General features: G+C 35.9%; 11 protein-coding genes. All 11 read left to right on the forward strand.

What is annotated here, in order from left to right:
* Positions 1-328 precede the first annotated feature (328 nt).
* The 11 genes from CHB81_RS02805 to CHB81_RS02855 all read left to right on the forward strand — a co-directional run bounded on the left by CHB81_RS02805 (position 329) and on the right by CHB81_RS02855 (position 24,413).
* A complete protein-coding gene (locus CHB81_RS02805) occupies positions 329-3,418 on the forward strand; it encodes a TonB-dependent receptor (RefSeq protein ID WP_089350377.1) in 3,090 nt (1,029 codons plus the stop codon).
* 12 nt (positions 3,419-3,430) lie between these two features.
* Positions 3,431-5,374 (forward strand): RagB/SusD family nutrient uptake outer membrane protein, encoded by a 1,944-nt coding sequence (locus tag CHB81_RS02810; protein ID WP_089350378.1) that lies wholly within the window; start codon positions 3,431-3,433, stop codon positions 5,372-5,374.
* Positions 5,375-5,657: 283 nt separating this feature from the next.
* A complete protein-coding gene (locus CHB81_RS02815) occupies positions 5,658-7,391 on the forward strand; it encodes a glycoside hydrolase family 43 protein (RefSeq protein WP_089350379.1) in 1,734 nt (577 codons plus the stop codon).
* Positions 7,392-7,446: 55 nt separating this feature from the next.
* Positions 7,447-8,679: an SGNH/GDSL hydrolase family protein gene (locus CHB81_RS02820; RefSeq protein ID WP_089350380.1), complete on the forward strand. Its 1,233-nt coding sequence runs from the start codon at positions 7,447-7,449 to the stop codon at positions 8,677-8,679.
* A 79-nt stretch (positions 8,680-8,758) separates the two neighbouring features.
* Positions 8,759-10,447 (forward strand): sialate O-acetylesterase, encoded by a 1,689-nt coding sequence (locus CHB81_RS02825; protein ID WP_217899706.1) that lies wholly within the window; start codon positions 8,759-8,761, stop codon positions 10,445-10,447.
* A 177-nt stretch (positions 10,448-10,624) separates the two neighbouring features.
* Positions 10,625-13,153 (forward strand): glycosyl hydrolase 115 family protein, encoded by a 2,529-nt coding sequence (locus CHB81_RS02830; protein ID WP_089350381.1) that lies wholly within the window; start codon positions 10,625-10,627, stop codon positions 13,151-13,153.
* A 17-nt stretch (positions 13,154-13,170) separates the two neighbouring features.
* Positions 13,171-15,633, forward strand: coding sequence for a glycoside hydrolase N-terminal domain-containing protein (locus tag CHB81_RS02835; protein ID WP_089350382.1), 2,463 nt, complete (start codon positions 13,171-13,173; stop codon positions 15,631-15,633).
* A 4-nt stretch (positions 15,634-15,637) separates the two neighbouring features.
* Positions 15,638-17,935 (forward strand): glycoside hydrolase family 127 protein, encoded by a 2,298-nt coding sequence (locus tag CHB81_RS02840; protein WP_217899707.1) that lies wholly within the window; start codon positions 15,638-15,640, stop codon positions 17,933-17,935.
* 16 nt (positions 17,936-17,951) lie between these two features.
* Positions 17,952-19,523, forward strand: coding sequence for a glycoside hydrolase 43 family protein (locus CHB81_RS02845; RefSeq protein WP_089350531.1), 1,572 nt, complete (start codon positions 17,952-17,954; stop codon positions 19,521-19,523).
* A 56-nt stretch (positions 19,524-19,579) separates the two neighbouring features.
* Positions 19,580-22,174: a xylan 1,4-beta-xylosidase gene (gene xyl3A, locus CHB81_RS02850; RefSeq protein WP_089350383.1), complete on the forward strand. Its 2,595-nt coding sequence runs from the start codon at positions 19,580-19,582 to the stop codon at positions 22,172-22,174.
* 295 nt (positions 22,175-22,469) lie between these two features.
* Positions 22,470-24,413 (forward strand): glycoside hydrolase family 97 protein, encoded by a 1,944-nt coding sequence (locus CHB81_RS02855; protein WP_089350384.1) that lies wholly within the window; start codon positions 22,470-22,472, stop codon positions 24,411-24,413.
* The last annotated feature ends 118 nt before the right edge of the window (positions 24,414-24,531 follow it).

The following is a 24,531-nucleotide window of genomic DNA, read 5'->3' on the forward strand; positions in this document are numbered from 1 at the left end:
CTCTTTTTTAACAATATTTTTACTTTAAAAAAAAGACTGTTTTAGGACGGCAGCCTAATCGGTTTTACTTTTATGTTTTTTTTAATTAAATGTAAATTATACCTCAATATTATTAAAATTACAATTAAAACTAATTCAGTTAATAGATATTGTTTATTATTTTAAGTTATTAATTACGCAAAATATTTTTTAAAGTACTTTTTTTTGTGAAATATTTAAAATAATAATAAACAACCGATTGTGTATTAACTCCTTTTTTTTATATTTGTTATAAATACACTTATTAACTAAACCAAAATTAAATTTTAACTATCTAACATTAATTTTTATGACTAACTTTTTTGTTACAAGTAAAACGAAGCATCTAAAATGCTTTTGTTTTTTGATATTAATGTTTGCGATATCACTCCATTCTAGTGCGCAGACAAAAGTTACCGGAACTGTATCGGATGCCAATGGCCCAATTCCGGGAGCTAACGTAAATTTAAAAGGAACAAAAAATGGTGTAAGTACAAGTTTTGACGGTACTTATTCTATGAATGTGCCTTCTAATGGAGTTCTTGTTTTCAGCTTTATAGGTTTAAAAAACAAAGAAATAGCCATAAACGGACAAACTCAAATTAATGTAAAACTCGAAGAAGATACAGGTACTCTAAAAGAAGTAGTTGTTATTGGGTATGGAACGCAAAGAAAAGAAGCCGTAACAGGATCTGTAGCATCTATTGGAGGCAAGGAATTAAATGAAGTACCTGCTGCCAACGTAACTCAGGCATTACAAGGAAGACTTGCCGGTGTAGATTTAACACAAACTTCTACAAAACCGGGAGCAGCAATGCAGATACGCATACGCGGAACCAGATCTTTAACCGGAAGCAATGATCCTTTAATTGTTTTGGATGGAGTTCCGTTTGCAGGTTCTATAGGAGATATAAATCCTGTTGATATCAAATCTGTCGATGTTTTAAAAGATGCTTCTGCAACTGCTATTTATGGTTCGCGTGGTGCAAATGGGGTAATATTAATTACAAGTAATAAGGGACGTAAAAATCAAAAAGCTACATTTAATTATAATGGATTCAGTGGTATCAAGCAAGTTTTTGGTAAATACGATATGATGGATGGTGCTAAGTTTGCAGCACTTCGTGATTATACCACTTTATATACAGATGGAATTGATGAATCAAGAGGTACAAATACAGACTGGCAGAAGTCGTTGTACGGAGCGGGTGAAATGATTAGTCATGACGTTAGTGTTTCCGGAGGAACGGAGAACGGAGCTTATAATGCGGGTTTAGGTTATTACAAAGAAGAGTCGGTACTGCCGGGGCAAAAATACGAACGCTTTAGTATTAGAGCAGGTTTAGATCAGCAGTTGGGAGGCGCTTTTCGTATAGGATTTAATACAAATAGTAACTACGCTGTGACCAATGGAGATAACATAGGTACAGGGACTATTCTGGGAACCTCTCCATTAGCCAATCCTTATAATCCGGATGGATCTTTAAAAAGAACCGTTAGAATGGGAGCAGATGAGAACTGGGTTTACACTAGAGAATCCATTAATAATTTAGGAGAATCTTATGTAAATCAAACCAGAGCTTTTAGCTCGTATAATAATATTTTTGCCGAGGTGAAAATACCAGGAGTACAAGGTTTGAAATATCGCATGAACACCGGGTTAAATTTGCGTTTGTCTAATAGTGGTTATTATGAAGGACAAGGAGTATTTGATGTAAATCCTACTACGATCTCTAATGCATCTATTAGTAACACATTATCAACACAATGGCTTATTGAAAACCTGATAACATACGATAAAACTTTTGCAGAAAAACATACTGTAAATTTTGTTGGATTATATTCAAATGAACAGTTTACAGGAAATACTTCGCAAATATCAAGAAACGGAATTACTTCGGATGCATTTCAATTTTATAACTTAGGACAGAGTGAAGAAGAAGCAGTTATAAACCCTGCAAATCAAGATTATACACAATGGGGTCTAAGTTCTTATATGGCCAGAGCAATGTATTCATACGATAATAAATATTTTATTTCGGGTACAATTCGTTCAGATGGTTCATCAAGATTAGCCAAAGGAAATAAATGGGTAACCTATCCAGCTGTTTCTGCGGGATGGACAATTTCAAATGAATCTTTCATGAAAAAACTTTCATGGGTTAATTTACTAAAAGTACGTGCAGGATATGGAGAAACTTCTAATCAGGCTGTAGATCCGTATCAAACTTTGGGAGCTTTAAGTACAAGACCTTATAATTTTGGAACTACAAATTCTACAGGTGTATATGTTACAACATTGCCTAACCCTAATTTAGGATGGGAATATTCTACAACATGGAATTACGGATTGGATTTTGCATTCCTAAATAATCGCTTATCAGGAACAATTGAATATTACAAAACAAATACAAAAGATTTACTGCAAAGAGTAGGCTTGCCGGCAACATCAGGAGTGAGCAGTTATGTTGCCAATGTTGGTGAGACTGAAAATAAGGGTTACGAAATATCTTTGAACGGTGTTATTCTCGATAATCCAAAAGGATTGAGCTGGACAGTTGGGGTTAATTTATATGCTAACCAAAATAAGTTAGTTAAACTTGCCTCGGGATCTCAAAGAGATGAAGCCAACTCTTGGTTTGTAGGTTACAATATCAACTCTATTTATGATTATCAAAAAGTAGGCATCTGGCAGGAAGGTGACCCATACATGTCTACATATGAACCTGGACCAACAGGTATCAACCAGCAAGGAACAGTAGTAGGATCTATCAAGGTTAAATATACAGGAGGTTTTAATCCGGATGGTTCACCAACACGTGCCATTAATGCAAGTGACAGACAAATAATAGAAACTGATCCGGACTTTCAAGGAGGTTTTAATACCAGTTTAACGTACAAAGGTTTCGATTTTTCTGCTGTTGGAGCATTCAAAAGCGGAGGGATATTAGTCAGTACACTTTATGGAGGTAATAGTTACTTAAATCTTCTAAATGGTCGTAGAAGTAATGTCGATGTAGATTATTGGACACCGGATAACAGAGATGCTGAATTTCCTAATCCACGAGGTATCAGAAGCGGAGATAACCCAAAATACATGTCAACAATGGGCTATTTTGATGCATCTTACGTAAAAATCAGAGCCTTAACACTTGGATATACTTTAGATCAGCAATTCATGAAAAGTTTAGGTATTGAAAAACTAAGACTTTATTTTACGGCACAAAATCCTTTTGTATTCTTTTCTCCTTATCATAGAATGTCTGGAATGGATCCTGAAACAAATTCTTTTGGAGATGAAAATCAGGCAGTAAATTCATATCAACGCAGGTTTTTGGTTATTGGAACAAATACACCTTCGACCAGAAATTTTTTATTCGGACTTAATTTAACATTTTAATCAAGAAGAACTATGAAACGATATATTTTTAAAAATTTAATTATAGGATCAGTAGTTTTGTTCTCCTTTGCAGGCTGCTCTGATATTTTAGAAGAAAAACCACATGATTTTTATGAACCTGGATATTTTAAAACAGAACAGGGAGTTTTACAGGGGTTAACCTCGCATTATGCTCATTTACGCTGGATATACGGGCAGGCTTATTATTACAATTCTGTTCAGACAGGTACAGATGAAAATACTTATGGACAACAAGCCGACGGAAATTTCAAAGATCATGATTTATCCGGAGTTGGAGTCATTAATGCCACCTCGAGCAGAGCCGATGTAGTATGGAACAATTCATATAACGATATCAATACCGCCAGCGGAATTATCGAAAATGGCGCAGCAGTAGGTGTAGCAAGTAGCTTAATTGCCGAATCTAAATTCTTCAGGGCTTTTGATTATTTTTTATTAGTACAGAATTTTGGAGGTGTTCCTTTAGATTTAGGAACAGGAGAACTAAAATTTAATAGTAAACCGTCAAGATCTTCAAAACGAAATACGGTAACAGAAGTATATACAAAAGCTATTTTTCCGGATTTAGTTGCAGCAGTAAATGAATTGCCTAATACTCCAAGATTAACAGGTACGGCAACTAAAACTTTAGCCCGTTTAATGTTATCAAAAGCTTATCTGACATATGCATGGTGGTTAGAAAATCCTAACAATATCCCTACATATCCTGATACACCAAGAACAGATCCTGACGGACACAATGCACAATGGTATTTTCAACAGGCGTATAATATAGCTTTAGACGGAATTAATAATCCGGGATCGTATGCATTATTGCCTTATTATTATGATGTAAACTTAGGATCTAATGATCGTAATAAAGAATTAATGCTTTATGCAGATCATACAGAAGCCAGCGAATATTATAATGGAGCAAGTCTTACATACGGCAGCGGAGGATCACCTGATAACTTTGCAGGCTGGATGGGAACATGGAATTATACGGCTATAAGAAGTAAAAATGCTTCTGGAGCTGCGGTTTCTACTGTGCAGCGTGCGGCTGATCAATTCTTAGGACGTCCGTGGGTAAGAATGGTACCGCCTATTGAAGTCTTCACGAAAACTTTTGCAGACAAAGCAAACGATTCAAGATATGACGGAACATTTGCAACTGTATATCGTGGAAATTGGAATTTACTTGGAACCGGATTAACCGACGTAGCAACATTGTATAATGCCAACGGATTACCAATAAAACCAGGTGATGCTATTGTAACTTTTCTTAATGATGAACCCGCAACATCAATTACATATCCTACGGGAGCGGGGGATAATGGTGTTGGTGCAGGAGTTTTACCAGGCAGATCTGATTATGTAATTTCTCCATCGGGAATAAGCAGAATAGTATATCCTGGTTTATGGAAACAAGGACCATACCGTACTGATAATGCCGGAGGATTAGGACAGCCAAATGCAGGAAGTACAAGACCATATCCGGTGGCTAAATTTTCAGAACTTTATTTTGTTGCGGCAGAAGCTGCAGTAAAAGGAGCAACCGGTGCTATATCAGCAAGAGATCTTATCAATGTAATAAGAGCCAGAGCAGGAAAATGGCGTTGGGATAATAACGGTAAAGTGGCAAAAACAGCAGACAATAGTGCTTTGTTAACAAGTACAACTCCTGCTATAATTGACATTAATTATATTCTGGCAGAACGTTCTCGTGAATATTATGGAGAAGGTTATCGCTGGTATGATTTAGTAAGAACTCAAAAATGGAATGAGCTTGCCGGAAAATATACAATTGGGGGATCAAATTACGGACAGCATACACCACAGGTGGTTACAAGAACTATAGAACCCCATCATTATCTGCGCCCTATTCCGCAAGGACAATTAGATGGTATGGAAATGTCAGATGCAGATAAGAAAGCCTACCAGAATCCGGGCTATTAATTTTTTTTCAAAGCAAATTTGATCCTATTATAAGTGTTGATTTTACAGAGTAGCCTTATAAGTTGGTTTTTTTAAATTTGCTTTAGTTTGAAGCCGAGGGGTAATTCCTTCGGCTTTTAAATTCGGAATTTAATTTTGAAAAGGAAGTATCTGAGATATAACTATTTTTATAATGTATAAAAAAAGAGTATTGTAAATTAGATCAGATATACTTCAAATTAAATATTTAAAAATATAACCTAACATTTTCAAAGAGATGTTAATAATAAATGAGCTAGTACAAATGAAATATCGACAACTATTTTTTTTATTACCACTATTGATCCTTTTTTCGTTTAAAGGAACACAGGTTAAAGATACCCTTATAAAAAGGCAAACTCAAAAAGCACCTGTTTTTTCTAATGTTGTTTATCAGGGAGATGATAATATTTATAAAAATAATCCATTAAAACCAGATGAGTTTTATTCTCCGGTTTTACAGGGATGTTATCCCGATCCTGCAATTACCAGAAAAGGAGACGATTATTTTATGGTATGTTCTTCATTTGCCATGTTTCCGGGAGTACCTATTTTTCATTCTAAAGATTTAGTGAATTGGACAGACCTTGGAGGGGTGTTAAATAAAGTTTCCGAATTTAATCCGCATGATACAGGAATTAGCGCCGGAGTCTACGCACCAGGTATAACCTATAATCCTCACAATGATACTTTCTATATGATTGTAACAGCATTTTCAGGAGGTTTGGGTAATATTATAGTAAAAACAAAAGATCCGATGAAAGGCTGGGGAAGCCCAATAAAATTAGGTTTTGAAGGAATAGATCCATGTATATTTTTTGATGATAACGGAAAAGGATATATAGTTCACAATGATGCTCCGGATAAAGGAAAAGAATTGTATCAGGGACATCGTGTCATTAAAATTTGGGAATATGATCTTGCAAAAGACCAGGTAATTCCGGGTACCGATAAAATTATAGTAGATGGAGGCGTCGATCTTTCTAAAAAACCAATCTGGATAGAAGCGCCTCATTTATATAAAAAAGACGGTCATTATTATTTAATGTGTGCCGAAGGAGGTACGGGAGGAAACCATAGTGAAGTTATTTTTATCAGTGACAATCCCAAAGGACCTTTTAAACCGGCATCAAATAATCCGATTCTTACCCAAAGATATTTTCCTCAAAACAGAACCAATAAAGTAGATTGGGCCGGGCATGCCGATTTAGTTCAGGGACCTGATAATAAATATTACGGAGTATTTCTGGGTGTCCGTCCTAATGATAAAGACAGAGTAAATACAGGTCGTGAAACTTTTATGCTGCCTGTAGACTGGTCAGGAACTTTTCCGGTATTTGAAAACGGATTAGTGCCTTTGGAACCAAAAATAAAAATGCCAAAAGGAGTTAGTGAAAACAAAACGGGTAAAGATGGATTTTTTCCAAATGGTAATTTTACGTTTACTGAAAATTTTACGTCTGAAAAATTAGATTACAGATGGATAGGGCTTAGAGGACCAAGAGAAAATTTTATTGCAGTAACTAAAAAAGGACTTCAGATTAATCCTTTCGAAGTAAATATTAAAGAAGTTAAACCCACTTCGACACTTTTTTACAGACAAATGCACAACGCGTTTTCTTTTGCCACAACAATAGACTACAAACCCGAATCAGAAAAAGATCTGGCCGGAATTGTATGCCTGCAAAACGAGCGTTTTAATTATGTTTTTGGGATAACAAAAAAAGGAAAAGATACATACATCCTGTTGGAAAGAACAGAAAAAGGACAGTCAAAAATCATTGCAAGTGCTAAAATTGATATCAAAAAACCAGTGCGTCTACAGGTAAAAGCAGCAGGAGACAGCTACGAATTTAGTTATGCGCTAAACGGTGCTGATTTTATAAATTTAGGCGAAAGTGTTTCAGGAGATATCCTTTCAACAAATATGGCAGGAGGTTTTACAGGAGCATTGGTAGGATTGTATGCAACAGCTGCAAATGATGCTCAGCCACAATAAAAATAAGCTGTAGCAAAAAAGTACCAACTAGTCAATAATCATTAAAAAGTTAAACATGCAGAAGGAATATTTTAAAGGACTCTTGTTTTTATACCTCTTCTTTTTGGGATGTATATTTAATCAGTCACCCCTAATAGCACAAAACAAATCAAACAATGAGAATTGGGTTGGTACATGGGCTTGTGCGCAGATGCAGGTAGAACCAAACAATATGCCTCCTGCTCCCGGACTTTCAGAAAATACGCTGCGACAAATTATTAGAGTTTCTATAGGAGGAAAGCGCATGAAATTGCGCTTTTCTAATATATTCAGTGATCAGCCAACAGTTTTGAAATCCGTAAGCATTGCAAATGTTGTCAACGCACCAATTATTGATGTAAAAACTCAAAAGACACTTAGCTTTAATGGAAATTCTGAGATCACAATAAATCCGGAACAGGAAGTATTTTCAGATGCTTTTGATTTTGAATTACAACCGGGTCAGCTTCTGGCGATTACCATTCACTATGGAGCGGCTTCGGTAAAAACATCCGGACATCCGGGCTCACGTACCACTTCATATATTCTTCAGGGAGATAATATTCAAAATGCAGCTTTTGATGGAGCCATAAAAACAGATCACTGGTATTCGATTATGGGATTAGATGTCATTGCTGATAAAACTTCTGCGACAATAGTTTGTTTAGGAAATTCCATTACAGATGGCCGCGGATCAGGTACTAATAAACAAAATCGATGGACAGATATTTTATCCGCAAGATTATTGGCAAATAAAAAAACGCAACACATAGGAGTTTTGAATTTAGGAATTGGAGGTAATTGTGTCACTAAAGGAGGATTAGGTCCTACTGCATTGAATCGTTTTGATAGAGATGCGCTTTCGCAAAAAGGTACAAAATGGCTCGTAATTCTGGAAGGGATCAATGATATTGGAGGCATTAAAAATCCTGAAGATGCGCCTGCTAAAGCTCAGGAACTTATTGAAGCTTACAAAGTCATGATCGATAAAGCACATGCCAAAGGAATTAAAGTGTACGGTTGTACTATTTTACCCTTTGAGAAATCATTTTATGATGCACCTCATAAACAAGAAGCCCGTGATATTGTAAACGCATGGATTCGAAACAGTAAAGCCTTTGATGCTGTAATTGATTTTGATAAAGCAATGGTTTCAGAAGAAGGTTCAAAAACCATTTTGGGAAACATGCATGACGGTGATTTTTTGCATCCAAACGAAGCAGGTTACCTCAGAATGGGAGAGGCTGTAGATCTTAATTTATTTAAATAACAGTTTGCCTTTTTTTAATTGCTTACCTATTTCAATCCAGATTTTAAATGATTTTTTTGATAATAAAAATAACGATAAAATGAAATCAATAATTAAGTTTTTCGCATTTACTTTTCTTTTTTTAATAGTACAAAAAGGGTATTCTCAAGATGCTGATTTCCATGTTTATTTGAGCCTTGGCCAATCGAATATGGAAGGATATGCTAAAATAGAACCACAGGATAAAGAGGGGGTCGATGATAGATTTCAGGTTTTACAAGCAGTCAATTGTCCTGAACTTAAACGCACAAAGGGAACTTGGTATACCGCCATACCGCCTTTGTGTCGTTGTAATACCGGACTAACACCAGTGGATTATTTTGGAAGAAACATGATTGCCAATCTTCCTAAAAATGTAAAAGTGGGCGTTATAAATGTAGCTGTGGGAGGCTGTAAAATTGAACTTTTTGATAAAGATAAGTCGGCAGATTATATTGCAACAGCACCAGACTGGATGAAAGGGGTGATTAAGGAATATGACGGAAATCCTTATCAGCGACTTGTAGAGCTGGCAAAAATAGCACAAAAGAAAGGAGTTATTAAAGGTATTCTATTGCATCAGGGAGAATCGAATACAGGTGATACGCTTTGGACAAAAAAGGTAAAAATTGTGTACGATAATTTGATGAAAGATCTGAATCTCGATCCTAAAAAAGTCCCTTTACTTTCCGGAGAAACCGTAAACGAAGACCAGAACGGTAAATGTGGAAGCATGAATAAAATTATTGCCACATTACCAAAAACAATAGAAAATTCATATGTGATTTCATCCAAAGGCTGCACCGCCGAACCTGACTTTTTACATTTTAATGCTGCAGGTTACAGAGAATTAGGAAGACGTTATGCCGGAAAAATGCTTTCTCTTTTGGGATATAAATTCTCAGAAGGCAGAGCGCCTTTCATAGTACAGGCTCCACTTGGTTTTGATCAAATAAATACTACTATACCAGCAGGAAAAATAGAAAGTATCACTTATGAATCTAAAACAGTGGGAACAACTAGAAAAGTTACCGTTTATACGCCTCCGGGATTCAATAAAAAGAAAAAGTATCCAGTATTATATCTTTTACACGGAATAGGCGGAGATGAAAAAGAATGGCTTAACGGAGGAAGTCCGCAGATTATATTAGACAATCTTTATGCCGAAGGAAAAATTGAACCCATGATTGTAGTGATGCCAAACGGCAGAGCAATGAAAGATGACAGTGCAACCGGAAACATAATGGCACCGGATAAAGTACAGGCATTTTCTGTTTTCGAAAAAGACTTATTAAATGACCTGATCCCTTTTATCGAAAAAAAATATCCAACTCTTAAAGATAGAGAACACCGCGCCATTGCAGGTTTGTCTATGGGCGGAGGACAATCCTTAAATTTCGGATTAGGAAATTTAGACAAATTTGCGTGGGTAGGCGCATTTTCTGCTGCTCCAAATACTAAGAAGCCGGAAGAACTGCTTCCCAATCCCGAAGCAGCAAAAAAGAAATTAAAACTGCTATGGATTTCCTGTGGAGACAATGACTGGCTTATCGAAAATAGTAAGCGAACTCACGATTATTTGTCTAAAAACAATGTGCCTCATATCTATTACATCGAACCCGGAATTCACGATTTTAAAGTATGGAAAAACGGTTTATATATGTTTTCACAGTTTTTATTTAAACCGGTTGATCAGTCGGTTTTTTCAGCGTATACCATTTTGGACAATCCTAAGCAAACCAATCCGTAATAAATCTCTCCGAGATATTTTTTTGTTACTCCGTTAGGAGTTAAATATTGGTAGAATTAATGAAAGACACACCGTAGCAATATCCCGTAGGGATTAAACTTTTTAGAGTTAGCTTATTTATTCAATTGTTAAATGGGCAACTTAAATTAATTGATTTTGATTAATAAATAAAGTACAATGAATAGATTTTCAACATATATTCTAATATTTCTTATCACTTTTATTTTTAATAACTTAAAGGCAGCTCAACCGTTTATAACGACTCAAAAAGTTGGAGATGTTGTGGTACTTAAAGAGAAATCTTCGCACCTTTCCTTTTTTGTTAGTAATGGTACAGATGCAGGTATTTTGCGGGCAATAGGTAATTTACAGTCCGATTTTGAGAAAGTAACGGGAGAAAAGCCATCAATTTTTAATCAAAAACCAAATGCATCGGCACCGTTGATTATCATTGGAACAATCGGCACCAATTCTGTAATTGATGATTTAATTAAAGAAAATAAAATCGATGGAAAATTGCTTAAAGGCAAAAATGAAAAGTTCATTATTCAAAACATAAAGAATCCATTTAAAGGGGTAGAAGAAGCCATTGTTATTGCCGGTAGTGACAAACGCGGAACTATTTATGGAATTTACGAGTTATCCAAACAAATTGGTGTTTCGCCTTGGTATTATTGGGCTGATGTTCCTGTAGCGAAAAAAGAGAGTATTTATTTTGTAAAAGGAATATATAGTGATGGAGAACCCGCGGTCAAATACAGAGGGATTTTTATCAACGACGAAGCTCCCGCATTAAGCGGCTGGGCAAAAGCAACATTTGGAGGATTTAACAGTAAGTTTTATGAAAAAGTTTTTGAATTACTGCTTCGGCTAAAAGCCAATTATATCTGGCCAGCGATGTGGGGAAATGCTTTTTATGATGATGATTCGGCCAGCGGACCTTTGGCGAATGAAATGGGAATTGTTATCGGTACCTCACATCACGAACCAATGGCTTTGGCGCAAACAGACTGGCATCGGTATATTAAAAAAAATAGTCTTCCTAATGTTTGGGATTATTCTAAAAATAAAACCGTTTTGGATGAGTTCTGGAAAGGCGGAATAGAACGCAGTAAAAACTGGGAGAAAGTCGTAACCGTAGGAATGCGTGGAGACGGTGATGAAGCAATGAGCGAAGGAACCAACATAAGTTTGTTGGAAAATATCGTAAAAGAACAACGTAAAATTATTGCTGACGTTACACAAAAAAAAGCCGAAAAAACACCTCAGGTTTGGGCTTTGTATAAAGAAGTACAGGATTATTACGATCAGGGAATGCGTGTTCCTGATGATGTTATTTTATTGTTCTGTGATGACAATTGGGGAAATGTCCGTAAACTTCCAGACCTTTCAAAACCTTTTCACAAAGGCGGTTACGGAATGTATTATCACTTTGATTATGTGGGAGGTCCAAGAAATTCGAAATGGATAAATATAAGTCCGATACAAAGAGTTTGGGAACAGATGAATCTGAGCTACGAACATGGTGTCGATAAAATCTGGATTGTCAATGTGGGAGATCTAAAACCAATGGAATTCCCTATTAGTTTCTTTTTAGAAATGGCATGGAATCCCAACAAATTCAACTCGCAGAATCTATTTGATTTTACTGAGAAATGGGCAACGGATCAATTTGGAACAAAACACGCCAAAGAGATTGCGAGACTATTAAATACATATCCAAAATTCAACCGAAGAGTTACTCCCGAAATGCTGGACAGCAAAACCTACAGTCTTGAAAATTATAATGAATTTCAAACTGTAGTCAATGATTACAAGAACCTGGCACTTGATGCCTATCGAATTTACAATGATCTTCCCGAGCAATATAAAGATGCCTATTTTCAATTGGTTTTATATCCTATAGATGCCTGCAGCAATCTTTATGAAATGTATTTTGCACAGGCAAATAACAGAAAACTGGCTTCAGAAAAAAACATTTTAGCCAATACTTTTGCAGATCAGGTGAAAAGCAATTTTGCAAGGGATTCTGTTCTTCAAAATAAATACAATAATGAAATTTCAGGCGGAAAATGGACCCATATAATGGATCAGATGAGAATTGGCTACAAAAGCTGGCATGATACTCCTAAAAACATTTTACCGGAAATCAGTTATGTATCAGAAAAAGAGCAGATCATAAGAAAAGCATTCGCAGAAAAAGAAGGTTATGTTGCTATCGAAGCAGAACATTTTTCTAAGTTAAATAACTCCAATAATATTCATTGGGAGGTGATTCCTGATTTTGGGAAAACCAAAAGTGGTATTACCACTTTTCCACAAAATAAATCTCCCGGTCAGAACGAGAATATTTTTGTTGAATATGAAATTGATTTTGTTTCCACAGGAGAATTTGATGTAGAACTGCTTTTGGCTCCTACACTTAACTTTAACAGCAACAAAGGACTTCGTTATGAAATTTCTTTTGATGGAGAAAAACCGCAAATAATAAATTTTAACGGACAATACCGTGGTGAACTAGGAAAATGGCAGGCAGAACACCTCATACATTCGACTACTAAACATACAATTTCGAAAGCAGGAAAACATATACTTCGTTATCGAATTTTAGATGTCGGAATTGTACTTCAGAAGATTTTGATCAATACCGGAGGATTAAAACCTTCTTATCTGGGAGCGCCTGAAAGTGAAATGATTGCAGAATAGAATTTTAAACAACTATAATGAAAATATACTTAATTAACATATTGCTATTTTTTGGAGTTTCATTATCTGCACAGCAGAAAGATGATTTAAAGCTTTGGTATAAAAGTGGTGCCGGTACGGTTTGGGAAAATGCCCTGCCAATAGGCAATGGCTTTCAGGGTGCAATGGTTTATGGAAATGTCGAGAAAGAAATTTTTCAGTTAAACGAAGCAACAGTCTGGAGCGGAAGTCCCAATAGAAATGACAATCCTGATGCAAAACAAGCCCTAAATGAAATAAGAAAACTTCTTTTTGAGAAGGAATATAAAAAAGCCGAAAAATTAATCAATGAAAATATAATTACTAAAAAATCACACGGACAAATGTTTCAGCCCGTAGGAAATTTAGAATTGAGTTTTTCAGATCAGCAGGATTTCAAAGAGTATTACCGAGAACTTGATATCGAAAAAGCCGTTACAAAAACCAGTTATAAAGTAGATGGAATTACTTATACAAGAGAGGCCTTTATGTCTTTTCCTGATCGGGTTTTAGTTATAAAACTTTCTGCCGGTAAAGCAGGAAAATTGTCATTTACAGCAGCTTTTACTTCACAACATAAAAAACAGGAAATAACCGTTAACGGGAATAATGAACTTTCACTTTCCGGCACTACAAGTGATCATGAAGGAATAGAAGGAAAGGTAAAATTTAACGCACTTGCAAAATTTAAAATTCAGGGCGGAAGTATAAAAACTGTAGGGAATTCAATAAAAATTGAAGGCACAGATTCGGTCCTGATTTATGTTTCTATTGCTTCAAACTTTATTAATTATAATGATATTAGTGGTAATGAAAATGAAATAGCAAAGTCTTTTTTGGACAAAGCATCTGATAAGAATTATGATAAAATGAAGCAAGCTCACATTGCCTATTATCAAAAATATTTCACAAGAGTTAAACTGGATTTAGGAACTACAGTAACGTCAAAATTACCAACAGATGAAAGACTTGCCAATTTCAGAAATGTTTCAGATCCTTCTTTTGTTACTTTATATTATCAATACGGTCGTTATTTATTGATTTCTTCGTCACAACCCGGAGGTCAGCCCGCGAATCTTCAGGGTATTTGGAATAAGAGTATGACACCTCCGTGGGATAGCAAGTACACGATCAATATAAATACAGAGATGAATTATTGGCCTGCTGAGAAAACAAATTTATCAGAAATGCATGAGCCACTTTTGAAAATGATTCAGGAATTAGCCCAAACCGGAAAAGAAACTGCAAGCGTAATGTATGGCGCTCGTGGCTGGATGGCACATCACAACACGGATATTTGGAGAATTAACGGAGCCGTTGATGGAGCAACCTGGGGAGTCTGGAACGCAGGCGGAGGATGGCTAAGTCAGCATTTATGGGAGCATTATCTCTATACAGGTGACAAAAAATATCTTGAATCTGTATATGAAACGCTTAAAGGAGCCGCTGATTTTTATGCTGATTTTTTAGTAAAAGATCCCGTAAACGGTTGGCTGGTTGTGGCACCTGGAAACTCGCCCGAAAATTCCCCTGCAGCACATCAGGGTTCAGCAGTTACAGCGGGTTCAACGATGGATAATCAGATTGTATTTGATGTTTTTAGCTCGGTGATAAGAGCATCAGAAATATTAGGAAAAGACAAACAATATGCAGATAGCTTAAAAACATTACGAAATATGCTGCCACCGATGCAAATTGGCAAATACAATCAGCTTCAGGAATGGCTCGATGATGTGGATGATCCTAAAGATAATCACCGTCATATTTCGCATTTGTATGGATTATATCCTTCTAATCAGATTTCTGCATATAAAACGCCGGAACTTTTCGCAGCAGCAAAGAATACTTTATTGCAAAGAGGTGATATATCTACGGGATGGAGCATGGGCTGGAAAGTGAATTGGTGGGCAAAAATGCAGGATGGAAATCATGCTTACAGTTTAATTCAAAATCAACTGACTCCGCTTGGTGTCAACAAAGATGGTGGCGGGACTTATAACAATCTTTTTGATGCACATCCGCCATTTCAAATTGATGGAAATTTTGGATGCACATCAGGAATAACCGAAATGTTAATGCAAAGTTCAGATGATGCCATTCATTTGCTTCCCGCCTTGCCGGATGCCTTAAAAGAATATGGTGAGATTTCAGGTTTAAAAGCACATGGAGGTTTTGAAATTAAAGACTTGAAATGGAAAGACGGAAAACTAATATCGGTAAGTATTCAGTCAAATCTGGGAGGAAACCTTCGATTAAGAACTCCAAATCAAATGAAGACAAAAGATAATAAGGATTTAAAAGAAGCTTCAGGTATTAATTCAAATACTTTTTATCAAACAGCTGAGGTTAAAAAGCCAGTTTTAGCTGCGACATCTAATATAGAACCTTTGGATATTAGTCCAACGTATTTATATGATATAAAAACGGAAAAAGGCAAAACCTATAGTTTTTTAATTAAATAATGATATGAAAATTTTTTTGAGAAAATATAAAATCGTGTATTACCTGTTGGGTTTATTGATAACCTCTTCAGCAACGGCTCAAATGCAATTGTTTGATCTAAAAGAAATAAGGTTAAAAGATGGCCCGTTTAAAAATGCGCAGGATGTTGATCTTAAATACATTTTAGAACTAAATCCCGACAGACTTTTAGCTCCGTACCTTATTGCTTCCGGTTTGCCTGTAAAAGCAGAACGATATGGGAATTGGGAAAGCATAGGACTTGACGGGCATATTGCAGGACATTATCTTTCTGCATTGGCGATGATGTATGCTTCTGCCGGAAACCAGGAAGTTAAAAATCGACTGGATTATATGATTTCAGAATTGGCCATTTGTCAGGAAAAGAATGGCAATGGTTATGTGGGAGGAATTCCGCAGGGAAAAGTTTTTTGGGATCGAATTCATAACGGGGATATTGACGGAAGTAATTTTGGATTAAACAATACCTGGGTTCCACTGTACAATATTCATAAGCTTTTTGCGGGTTTAATCGATGCTTATCGTTATACAGACAATGAAAAAGCAAAGAGTATTGTAATAAAACTTGGAGATTGGTTTATCGAATTAATTCGTCCGCTTTCTGACGAGCAGATACAAAATATTTTAAAAACAGAACACGGCGGAATAAATGAATCTTTTGCAGATTTGTATATCATCACCAAGGACAAAAAATATCTGGAAACAGCCGAAAAAGTTTCGCACTTAGCCATTTTAAATCCACTGGAGAAAAAAGAAGATAAGCTAACAGGATTGCATGCCAATACCCAAATACCAAAAGTGATTGGATTTGAGAAAATCGGTGTACTTTCAGGAGATAAAAAATGGTCAGATGCTGCTGAATTTTTCTGGGAAAACGTTACCCAAAAACGCAGTGTAGCTTTTGGAGGAAACAGTTTTGCTGAACATTTTAATCCTACCGAAGATTTTAGCGGTATGTTAAAATCAAATCAGGGGCCGGAAACGTGTAACTCTTACAATATGGAGCGTTTGGGCAAAGCTTTATTTCTGGATAAAAATGATGTATCCTATCTTGATTTTTACGAGCGCACACTTTACAATCATATTCTTTCGAGTCAGCATCCTCAAAAAGGCGGTTTTGTTTATTTTACTCCTATCAGACCCAATCATTATCGGGTATATTCCCAGCCCGAAACAAGCATGTGGTGTTGTGTGGGTTCAGGACTTGAAAACCATTCTAAATATGGAGAATTAATATACAGTCATTCTGATAATAATGTTTTTGTAAATCTTTTTATTCCTTCAACATTAGACTGGAAAGAAAAAGATATTTACATAGAACAAAGCACAAAATTTCCGTTTGAAAACAATACAAATCTTGTTTTGAAACTAAAAAAAAGCAAAACATTTTCGGTGAATATCCGTTGCCCGAAATGGGCTGAAAACTTTGAAATTTCTATAAATGGAAAAATTCAAAAAATAGAAACGAAGCCTTCCAGTTATGTAATGCTCAAAAGAAAATGGAAATCAGGAGATCAGATATCTGTTAAATTTAAAACTTCGACACATTTAGAAAGTTTACCTGACGGCTCAAATTGGAGTGCTTTTGTAAACGGACCTATTGTATTGGCTGCCAAAACATCAAACAAAGATTTAGACGGATTATTTGCTGATGATAGCCGAATGGGACATGTCGCATCAGGTAAATATTATCCTCTGGATCAGGCGTATGCCATGATAGGAGAAAAGGCAGATTATATCGCAAAACTGAAGGAATTGGGTGATCTGCATTTCCGTTTAGATTCATTAGAATTAGAACCTTTTTTTGAAATTCACGACTCAAGATATCAAATGTATTTTCAAAATTATACCAAAGAACAGTATAAACAAAAACACGATTTACTGAAACAACAGGAAATAGAGGCGATGGCTTTGGAAGCTAAAACGATCGATAAAATTAATTGCGGTGAACAGCAGTCAGAAGTTGATCATGGTTATAAAGGCGAAAAAAGTGATTCCGGTTACGACGATACAAAATCATGGAGAAGCACTCGTTCTTATATTTCATATCAATTATTAAATAAAAATAAGTCGGGAAAATTTTTGGATATAAGTTGTATTGATGAATTTAATACAGATAAAATCACAATTCTCATCAATGAAAAACCGGCAGAGATCATTTCTTTAGAAAACAAAACTATCCGATTAAATATTGATAAAGTTGAAATTGTAAACATCAAAATAAGATCTCATGATGGCAGTAATAGTCCAAGGTTTCATCAATTCAGAATTTTAAAAGATTAAAAAGATGCAAAATAAAATGAAAATTAGAAACGCTTTTTTTAGTCTTGTTCTGCTTGTTAATTGGTGTATTAATTATGCACAAAACAAGGCACAGAATCCGGTCATTTTTGCTGATGTTCCTGATATGTCTATTATTCGGATAAATGATATGTATTACATGAGCAGCACGACAATGCACATGAATCCGGGTGTGCCAATTATGAAATCTAACGACTTAGTGAATTGGAAAATAATCAATTATGCCTATCAAACATTAGAAGATGATAATGATAAATTGAATTTAGATAATGGTAAAAATGATTACGGAAGAGGTTCTTGGGCAAGCAGTCTGCGGTATCACAATGGTATTTATTATGTAAGTACTTTTTCTGGAACAACAGGCAAAACCTATATTTTTTCTACAAAAGATATCGAAAAAGGTCCCTGGAAACGAACCGTTTTAAACAGTTCTTATCATGATCATTCTATCTTTTTTGATGATGATGGAAAGGTTTACATGGTTTGGGGAGCAGGCAAACTACAGATTGTAGAGTTAAAAGAAGATTTGTCAGGTATAAAAGAAGAAACAACAAAAGTATTAATAGAAAATGCCAGCGCTCCTGCGGGAAACAATATCATGCTTCAGTCAGAGGGCTCACAACTTTTTAAAGTCAAAGGCAAATATTATCTGTTTAATATCGTCTGGCCAAAAGACGGCATGCGCACCGTAATTATACACAGAGCCGATAAAATTTCAGGTCTGTGGGAAGGAAAAGTGGGTTTACAGGATCTGGGCGTGGCGCAGGGCGGACTTATCGATACACCAGACGGAAAATGGTTTTCCTATCTATTCAGGGATTCTGGAGGTGTAGGACGCATTCCTTATTTAATTCCGGTTGAATGGGAAGAGGGCTGGCCAATATTAGGTAAAAATGGTAAAGTACCGGAATATCTGGATTTACCGGCAAGCAAAGGTGTAATTCCCGGAATTGTAAACTCAGACGATTTTAATCGGAAAAAAAACGAGAAAGATTTGCTTTTAGTGTGGCAATGGAATCACAATCCTGATAATTCGCTTTGGTCGGTAAAAGAAAGAAAAGGTTATTTGCGATTAAAAACAGGAAGAATCGACAGCAGTTTTCTTCAGGCAAAAAACACTTTAACACAAAGAACCTTTGGCCCTGAAAGTACGGGAATTATTCTGATGGAAGTTTCTAAAATGAAAGAAGGTGATTTTGCAGGACTTTCGTTATTGCAAAAAGAGTATGGACTTGTAGGCGTAAAAGCCGAAAAGGATTCAAAAAAAATAGTAATGATTGAAGCTATTAAAGATGCTCCAATAGAAACAGAAAGCATTCCTTTAACACAGGATAAAGTGTATTTCAAGGCAGAATGCAATTTTAAGGATAAGGCGGACAGGGGAAGATTTTTTTACAGTTTAGATGGTAAAAAATGGAATAAAATAGGGAAGGAAATAAAACTGCCGTATACACTTCCGCATTTTATGGGGTATCGATTTGGCTTGTTCAATTATGCAACTAAAAATGTGGGAGGATTTGCTGATTTTGATTACTTCCATATTGAGAATCAAATTTCAAAAAATAATTAGTTTACGATTTAACCAAAATAAAATACGCATCATATATTAATTCAAATAGAATAATCATGAAAATTAGTTATCTGTTTATTATAAGTTTACTATCTTTTTTTAGTGTAAACGCTCAACAATACCGTTTTAAAGATGCATCTCTTAGTTCAAAAGAACGTGCTGAAGATTTAATTTCACGATTAACGCTTGAAGAAAAAGCAGCATTAATGTGTGACCAAAGTGACCCGATACCCAGACTTGGCATTAAAAAATTCAATTGGTGGAGTGAAGCTCTGCATGGTTATGCCAACAATGATAATGTGACTGTTTTTCCGGAACCCATAGGCATGGCAGCATCATTTGACGATCAGTTGTTATACACTGTTTTTAATGCTGTTTCTGATGAAGCCCGCGCTAAATACAATCAATGGATTAAAAATGGCAATGAAAACAAGCGTTTTTTGAGTCTTTCGGTCTGGACGCCTAACGTCAATATTTTTAGAGATCCGCGTTGGGGACGTGGACAGGAAACTTATGGAGAAGATCCTTACCTTACTTCACGAATGGGAATATCGGTTGTTAGAGGACTTCAAGGTCCTGCTGATGCTAAATACCGCAAACTTTTGGCCTGTGCCAAACATTTTGCTGTTCATTCAGGACCGGAATGGAGCAGACACGAATTGAATTTGAATAATGTAGATCCCCGTGAATTATACGAAACCTACCTGCCGGCCTTTAAAGCATTAGTGCAGGATGCTGATGTGCGTCAGGTAATGTGTGCTTATCAGCGATTGGATGATGAACCTTGCTGTAGTAATACACGTTTGTTACAGCGTATTTTGCGTGATGAGTGGGGTTATAAATATATGGTGGTTTCAGATTGTGGAGCCGTTACAGATTTTTATACAACGCATAAAGTTTCATCAGATGCAACACATGCGGCATCAAAAGCCGTACTTGCAGGAACTGATGTAGAGTGTGTTTGGGAAAAATATCCTTTTAAAAATTTACCTGAAGCCGTTGAGAAAGACTTAATAAAAGAAGCTGATATTAATAAAAGCCTGCTTCGCGTTTTAACGGGTCGTTTTGATTTAGGCGAAATGGACGATGACGCCATTGTGCCGTGGGCTCAAATTCCGGCATCTGTGCTTAATAGTAAAGAACATCAGCAGTTGGCACTCGAAATGGCGCAAAAATCCATGACACTTTTGCAAAATAAAAATAACATTCTTCCTTTAAATAAAAACATAAACAAAGTAGCAGTTATTGGTCCAAATGCTGACAACGAACCAATGTTATGGGGAAATTATAATGGAACTCCTGTAAAAACAATCACTATTAAAAACGGTATAGAATCAAAAATTACCCAAAATAAAATGGTTTATGATAAAGCCTGCGATTTAGTAGAAGACAAAGTAAATCAAAGTTATTTTGACCAGATTTCATTTGAAGGTAAAAAAGGAATGAAAGCCACGTATTGGAATAATCCGAACAGAGAAGGGAATAGTGTTGTATCACAGCAAATTTTAAATCCGATAAAAATGACAACTGCCGGTCAGCATGAATTTGCTTCAGGAGTGAAACTGGAAGGATTTTCGGCAAAATATGAAACAGAATTTCTGGCTAAAGAAAATGATAGTCTTGTTTTTAAAACTGGAGTTACGGGAGCTTTTGAATTATTAGTTAATGGAAAATCGATAACAAAATATAACAACTGGCGCACTGTTCCGGGAAAAATTGCCTTTGCAGTTGAAGCAGGTAAAAAATATAAAATCGAAATTCTGTATGCCCAATCCAACAATTGGCAGGCAAATCTTGAATTCGATTTTGGAAAAGAACACGATTTAGATTTCGGAGCCTTAATTCAAAAATTAAAAGGTATTGATACTGTAATTTTTGTGGGTGGACTTTCTACACTTCTTGAAGGAGAAGAAATGCCGGTTTCTTTTCCCGGTTTTAAAGGCGGCGACAGAACTAATATTGAACTTCCTGCTGTTCAGAGAAAATGTTTGCAGGAGCTTAAAGCTGCCGGCAAAAAAGTCGTTTTTGTAAACTGCTCCGGTTCTGCAATTGCTTTTACACCAGAAACAACAAGCTGTGACGCCATTTTACAAGCGTGGTATCCGGGGGAATCCGGAGGTCAGGCTGTCGCCGATGTTCTTTTTGGAGATTACAATCCTGGGGGAAAATTGCCGGTTTCATTTTATAAAAACTCAGACATCTTGGGTGATTTTGAAGATTATTCGATGAAAGGGCGTACGTATAGATATACAACCAATGTTTTGTTTCCGTTTGGTTTTGGTTTAAGCTATTCTAAATTCCAAATTGGTACAGCAAATCTGAGTAAGACGAAGATAAAATCGAATGAAAATACACAACTAAATTTTCTAATAAAGAACATCAGCAAACGAGAAGGAACAGAGATCGTGCAGGTATATGTTCGAAAAGTTAATGATAAAGATGGTCCTTTAAAATCATTGAAAGCTTTTAAACGAATCAATTTAAAAGCGGGCGAAAAGCAGGATGTAACTATTGATTTACCGTCCGCTTCATTTGAATTTTACGATGCCAGTACAAGAGGAATAAATATAACTTCGGGTGAATATGAAGTGTATTACGGTACCAGTTCAGATGCAAAAGATTTAAAAATGACGAAGGTATTTGTGCAATAATTTTTATGACAGTCCGCTAAGGGTACCAAGTATGTTTTTTGGGTACAAATTACACGAATTTTAGCGAATTTTTATTTTGAAACTATTCCATAGATTTCCATAGATTTTTTAATCTGTACAATCAAATAATTCGTGGTAATTCGAGAAATTAGTGGCAAACCTTTTTATCATAGATTTTCATTGATATTATTTAAGAAATCTTTGACTAGTTTTTTGCTTGGTATTAGTCACGGATAGTCATGATAATTATTTCATCTTTTACAAATAAAAACAAACCAATTAACCTAAGTCTGTTATGAATTTTAAATATATAATATGTTTATGTCTGTTTAGTTTTTTTAAACTTAATGCACAATCAGTTGTAAAGAGTCCCGATGGAAAACTTAAAGTTTCTGTTTCGATCTCAGGCGGAATGCCTTTCTACAGCATTTTATACAATGAAAAATCGTTTCTGGAAAATTCTCCGCTTGGTTTAAAAACCAATGCAGGGGATTTTACAACAGGATTAAATTTAAAACCTGATGTGGCTCAAAATAAAATTGAGGAACAATATGAGCTTCCTAATATCAAACAGCGCAATGTGCATTATGAGGCTAACGAAGCCGTGTTTTCTTTTACTAAAGAAAATAAACCTGCTATAGAGGTGATATTTAGGGTAAGCAATAACAACGTAGCTTTTAAATATAAAATATATCCGCAAAAGGAAACCCATTCCTGTGTGGTACAGGAAGAAGCATCCGGTTTTGTTTTGCCAGAGGGAACAACGACATTTCTTTGTCCGCAAAGCAAGCCAATGACAGGTTTTGCCAGAACTGCCCCAAGCTATGAAACATCCTATACATTAGATGCTCAAATGGGCAAAAACGGTATGGGAGAAGGCTACACATTTCCGTGTCTTTTTAAAGTAAATAATAATGGCTGGGTTTTAATTTCAGAAACTGGTGTAGATGGTAACTACTGTGGCAGCAAACTAATTGGTCATGAAAAAGGATTATATACTATTGGTTTTCCAATGGCGGGAGAAAATAACGGAAACGGAACAACCGCTCCCGGAGTACCACTTCCCGGCGAAACACCATGGCGAACTATTACGGTAGGCGAAACGCTGGCTCCAGTTGTAGCAACCACTATTTCGTTTGATTTGGTTAAACCAAAATACAAAGCTTCAAAAGAATATAAATATACCAAAGGTTCGTGGAGCTGGATTATAAAAATGGACAGCAACACTACTTTTCCGGTGCAAAAACAATACATCGATTTTAGTGCTGCAATGGGATATGAAACCATTTTGGTTGATGCCCTTTGGGATACACAAATAGGCAAAGATAAAATTGGAGAACTGGCTGAATATGGCGCTTCAAAAGGCGTTGGCTTGTATTTGTGGTACAATTCTAATGGCTATTGGAATGATGCGCCTCAGGGACCAAGAGGAATGATGGACAATTCAACAATCCGTCGTCAGGAAATGGCATGGATGAAAAGTATTGGCGTAAAAGGCATAAAAGTAGATTTTTTTGGCGGCGACAAACAAGTCACCATGAAGTTGTATGAAGATATCCTTACAGATGCCAATGATTTTGGATTAATGGTTATTTTTCACGGTTGTACATTACCAAGAGGATGGGAGCGTATGTATCCAAATTTTGCCGCTAGCGAAGCTGTTTTGGCTAGCGAAAATCTGCATTTTGGACAAGGAAGCTGTGACAATGAAGCCACTAATGCTGCAACACATACTTTTATTCGAAATACGGTAGGAAGTATGGATTTTGGCGGAAGCGCTTTAAATAAATTTTATAACAGTGATAATATTCCAAATAAAGGTTCGAAACGAATGACTTCTGATGTGTTTGCTTTAGCGACAGCAGTACTTTTTCAAAGCGGTGTACAGCATTTTGCATTGGCACCCAATAATTTAACCGATGCTCCGGCATGGGCGATCGATTTTATGAAAGAAGTTCCGACTACCTGGGATGAGGTTCGTTTTCTTGAAGGTTATCCGGGTAAATACGCAGTAATTGCCCGCCGAAAAGGAACAAAGTGGTATATAGCAGGCGTTAATGCTCAGAAAGAAACACTAAAAATTAAAACGAAATTGCCAATGATTGCTTCAGGAACAGTATTAAAATGTTACTCTGACGATGAACAATTAAATGGAAAAACAGAAACAATAAAGCTTAAAAAGACTCAGGAGATTGAAATTAAAATTCCGTGCAACGGAGGAATAGTTTTACTGAATTAATGACAAATTGATTATGGTTACCAGATTTGTGTGGATCGTCTATAGAAATAAACAAAGAATAAGATCAAATAGGTTTGTTAATATCTTATTCATTGAAAAGCAAATAATAAGTTTCGCT

The sequence above is a fragment of the Flavobacterium sp. ov086 genome, from assembly GCF_900187965.1.
Taxonomy (GTDB): Bacteria; Bacteroidota; Bacteroidia; order Flavobacteriales; family Flavobacteriaceae; genus Flavobacterium.

What these genes read in the sequence shown, in the direction of transcription:
- CHB81_RS02805 (WP_089350377.1), top strand. Translation starts at nt 329, where the DNA reads ATGACTAACTTTTTTGTTACAAGTAAAACGAAGCATCTAAAATGCTTT.
- CHB81_RS02810 (WP_089350378.1), top strand. Translation starts at nt 3,431, where the DNA reads ATGAAACGATATATTTTTAAAAATTTAATTATAGGATCAGTAGTTTTG.
- CHB81_RS02815 (WP_089350379.1), top strand. Translation starts at nt 5,658, where the DNA reads ATGAAATATCGACAACTATTTTTTTTATTACCACTATTGATCCTTTTT.
- CHB81_RS02820 (WP_089350380.1), top strand. Translation starts at nt 7,447, where the DNA reads ATGCAGAAGGAATATTTTAAAGGACTCTTGTTTTTATACCTCTTCTTT.
- CHB81_RS02825 (WP_217899706.1), top strand. Translation starts at nt 8,759, where the DNA reads ATGAAATCAATAATTAAGTTTTTCGCATTTACTTTTCTTTTTTTAATA.
- CHB81_RS02830 (WP_089350381.1), top strand. Translation starts at nt 10,625, where the DNA reads ATGAATAGATTTTCAACATATATTCTAATATTTCTTATCACTTTTATT.
- CHB81_RS02835 (WP_089350382.1), top strand. Translation starts at nt 13,171, where the DNA reads ATGAAAATATACTTAATTAACATATTGCTATTTTTTGGAGTTTCATTA.
- CHB81_RS02840 (WP_217899707.1), top strand. Translation starts at nt 15,638, where the DNA reads ATGAAAATTTTTTTGAGAAAATATAAAATCGTGTATTACCTGTTGGGT.
- CHB81_RS02845 (WP_089350531.1), top strand. Translation starts at nt 17,952, where the DNA reads ATGAAAATTAGAAACGCTTTTTTTAGTCTTGTTCTGCTTGTTAATTGG.
- xyl3A (WP_089350383.1), top strand. Translation starts at nt 19,580, where the DNA reads ATGAAAATTAGTTATCTGTTTATTATAAGTTTACTATCTTTTTTTAGT.
- CHB81_RS02855 (WP_089350384.1), top strand. Translation starts at nt 22,470, where the DNA reads ATGAATTTTAAATATATAATATGTTTATGTCTGTTTAGTTTTTTTAAA.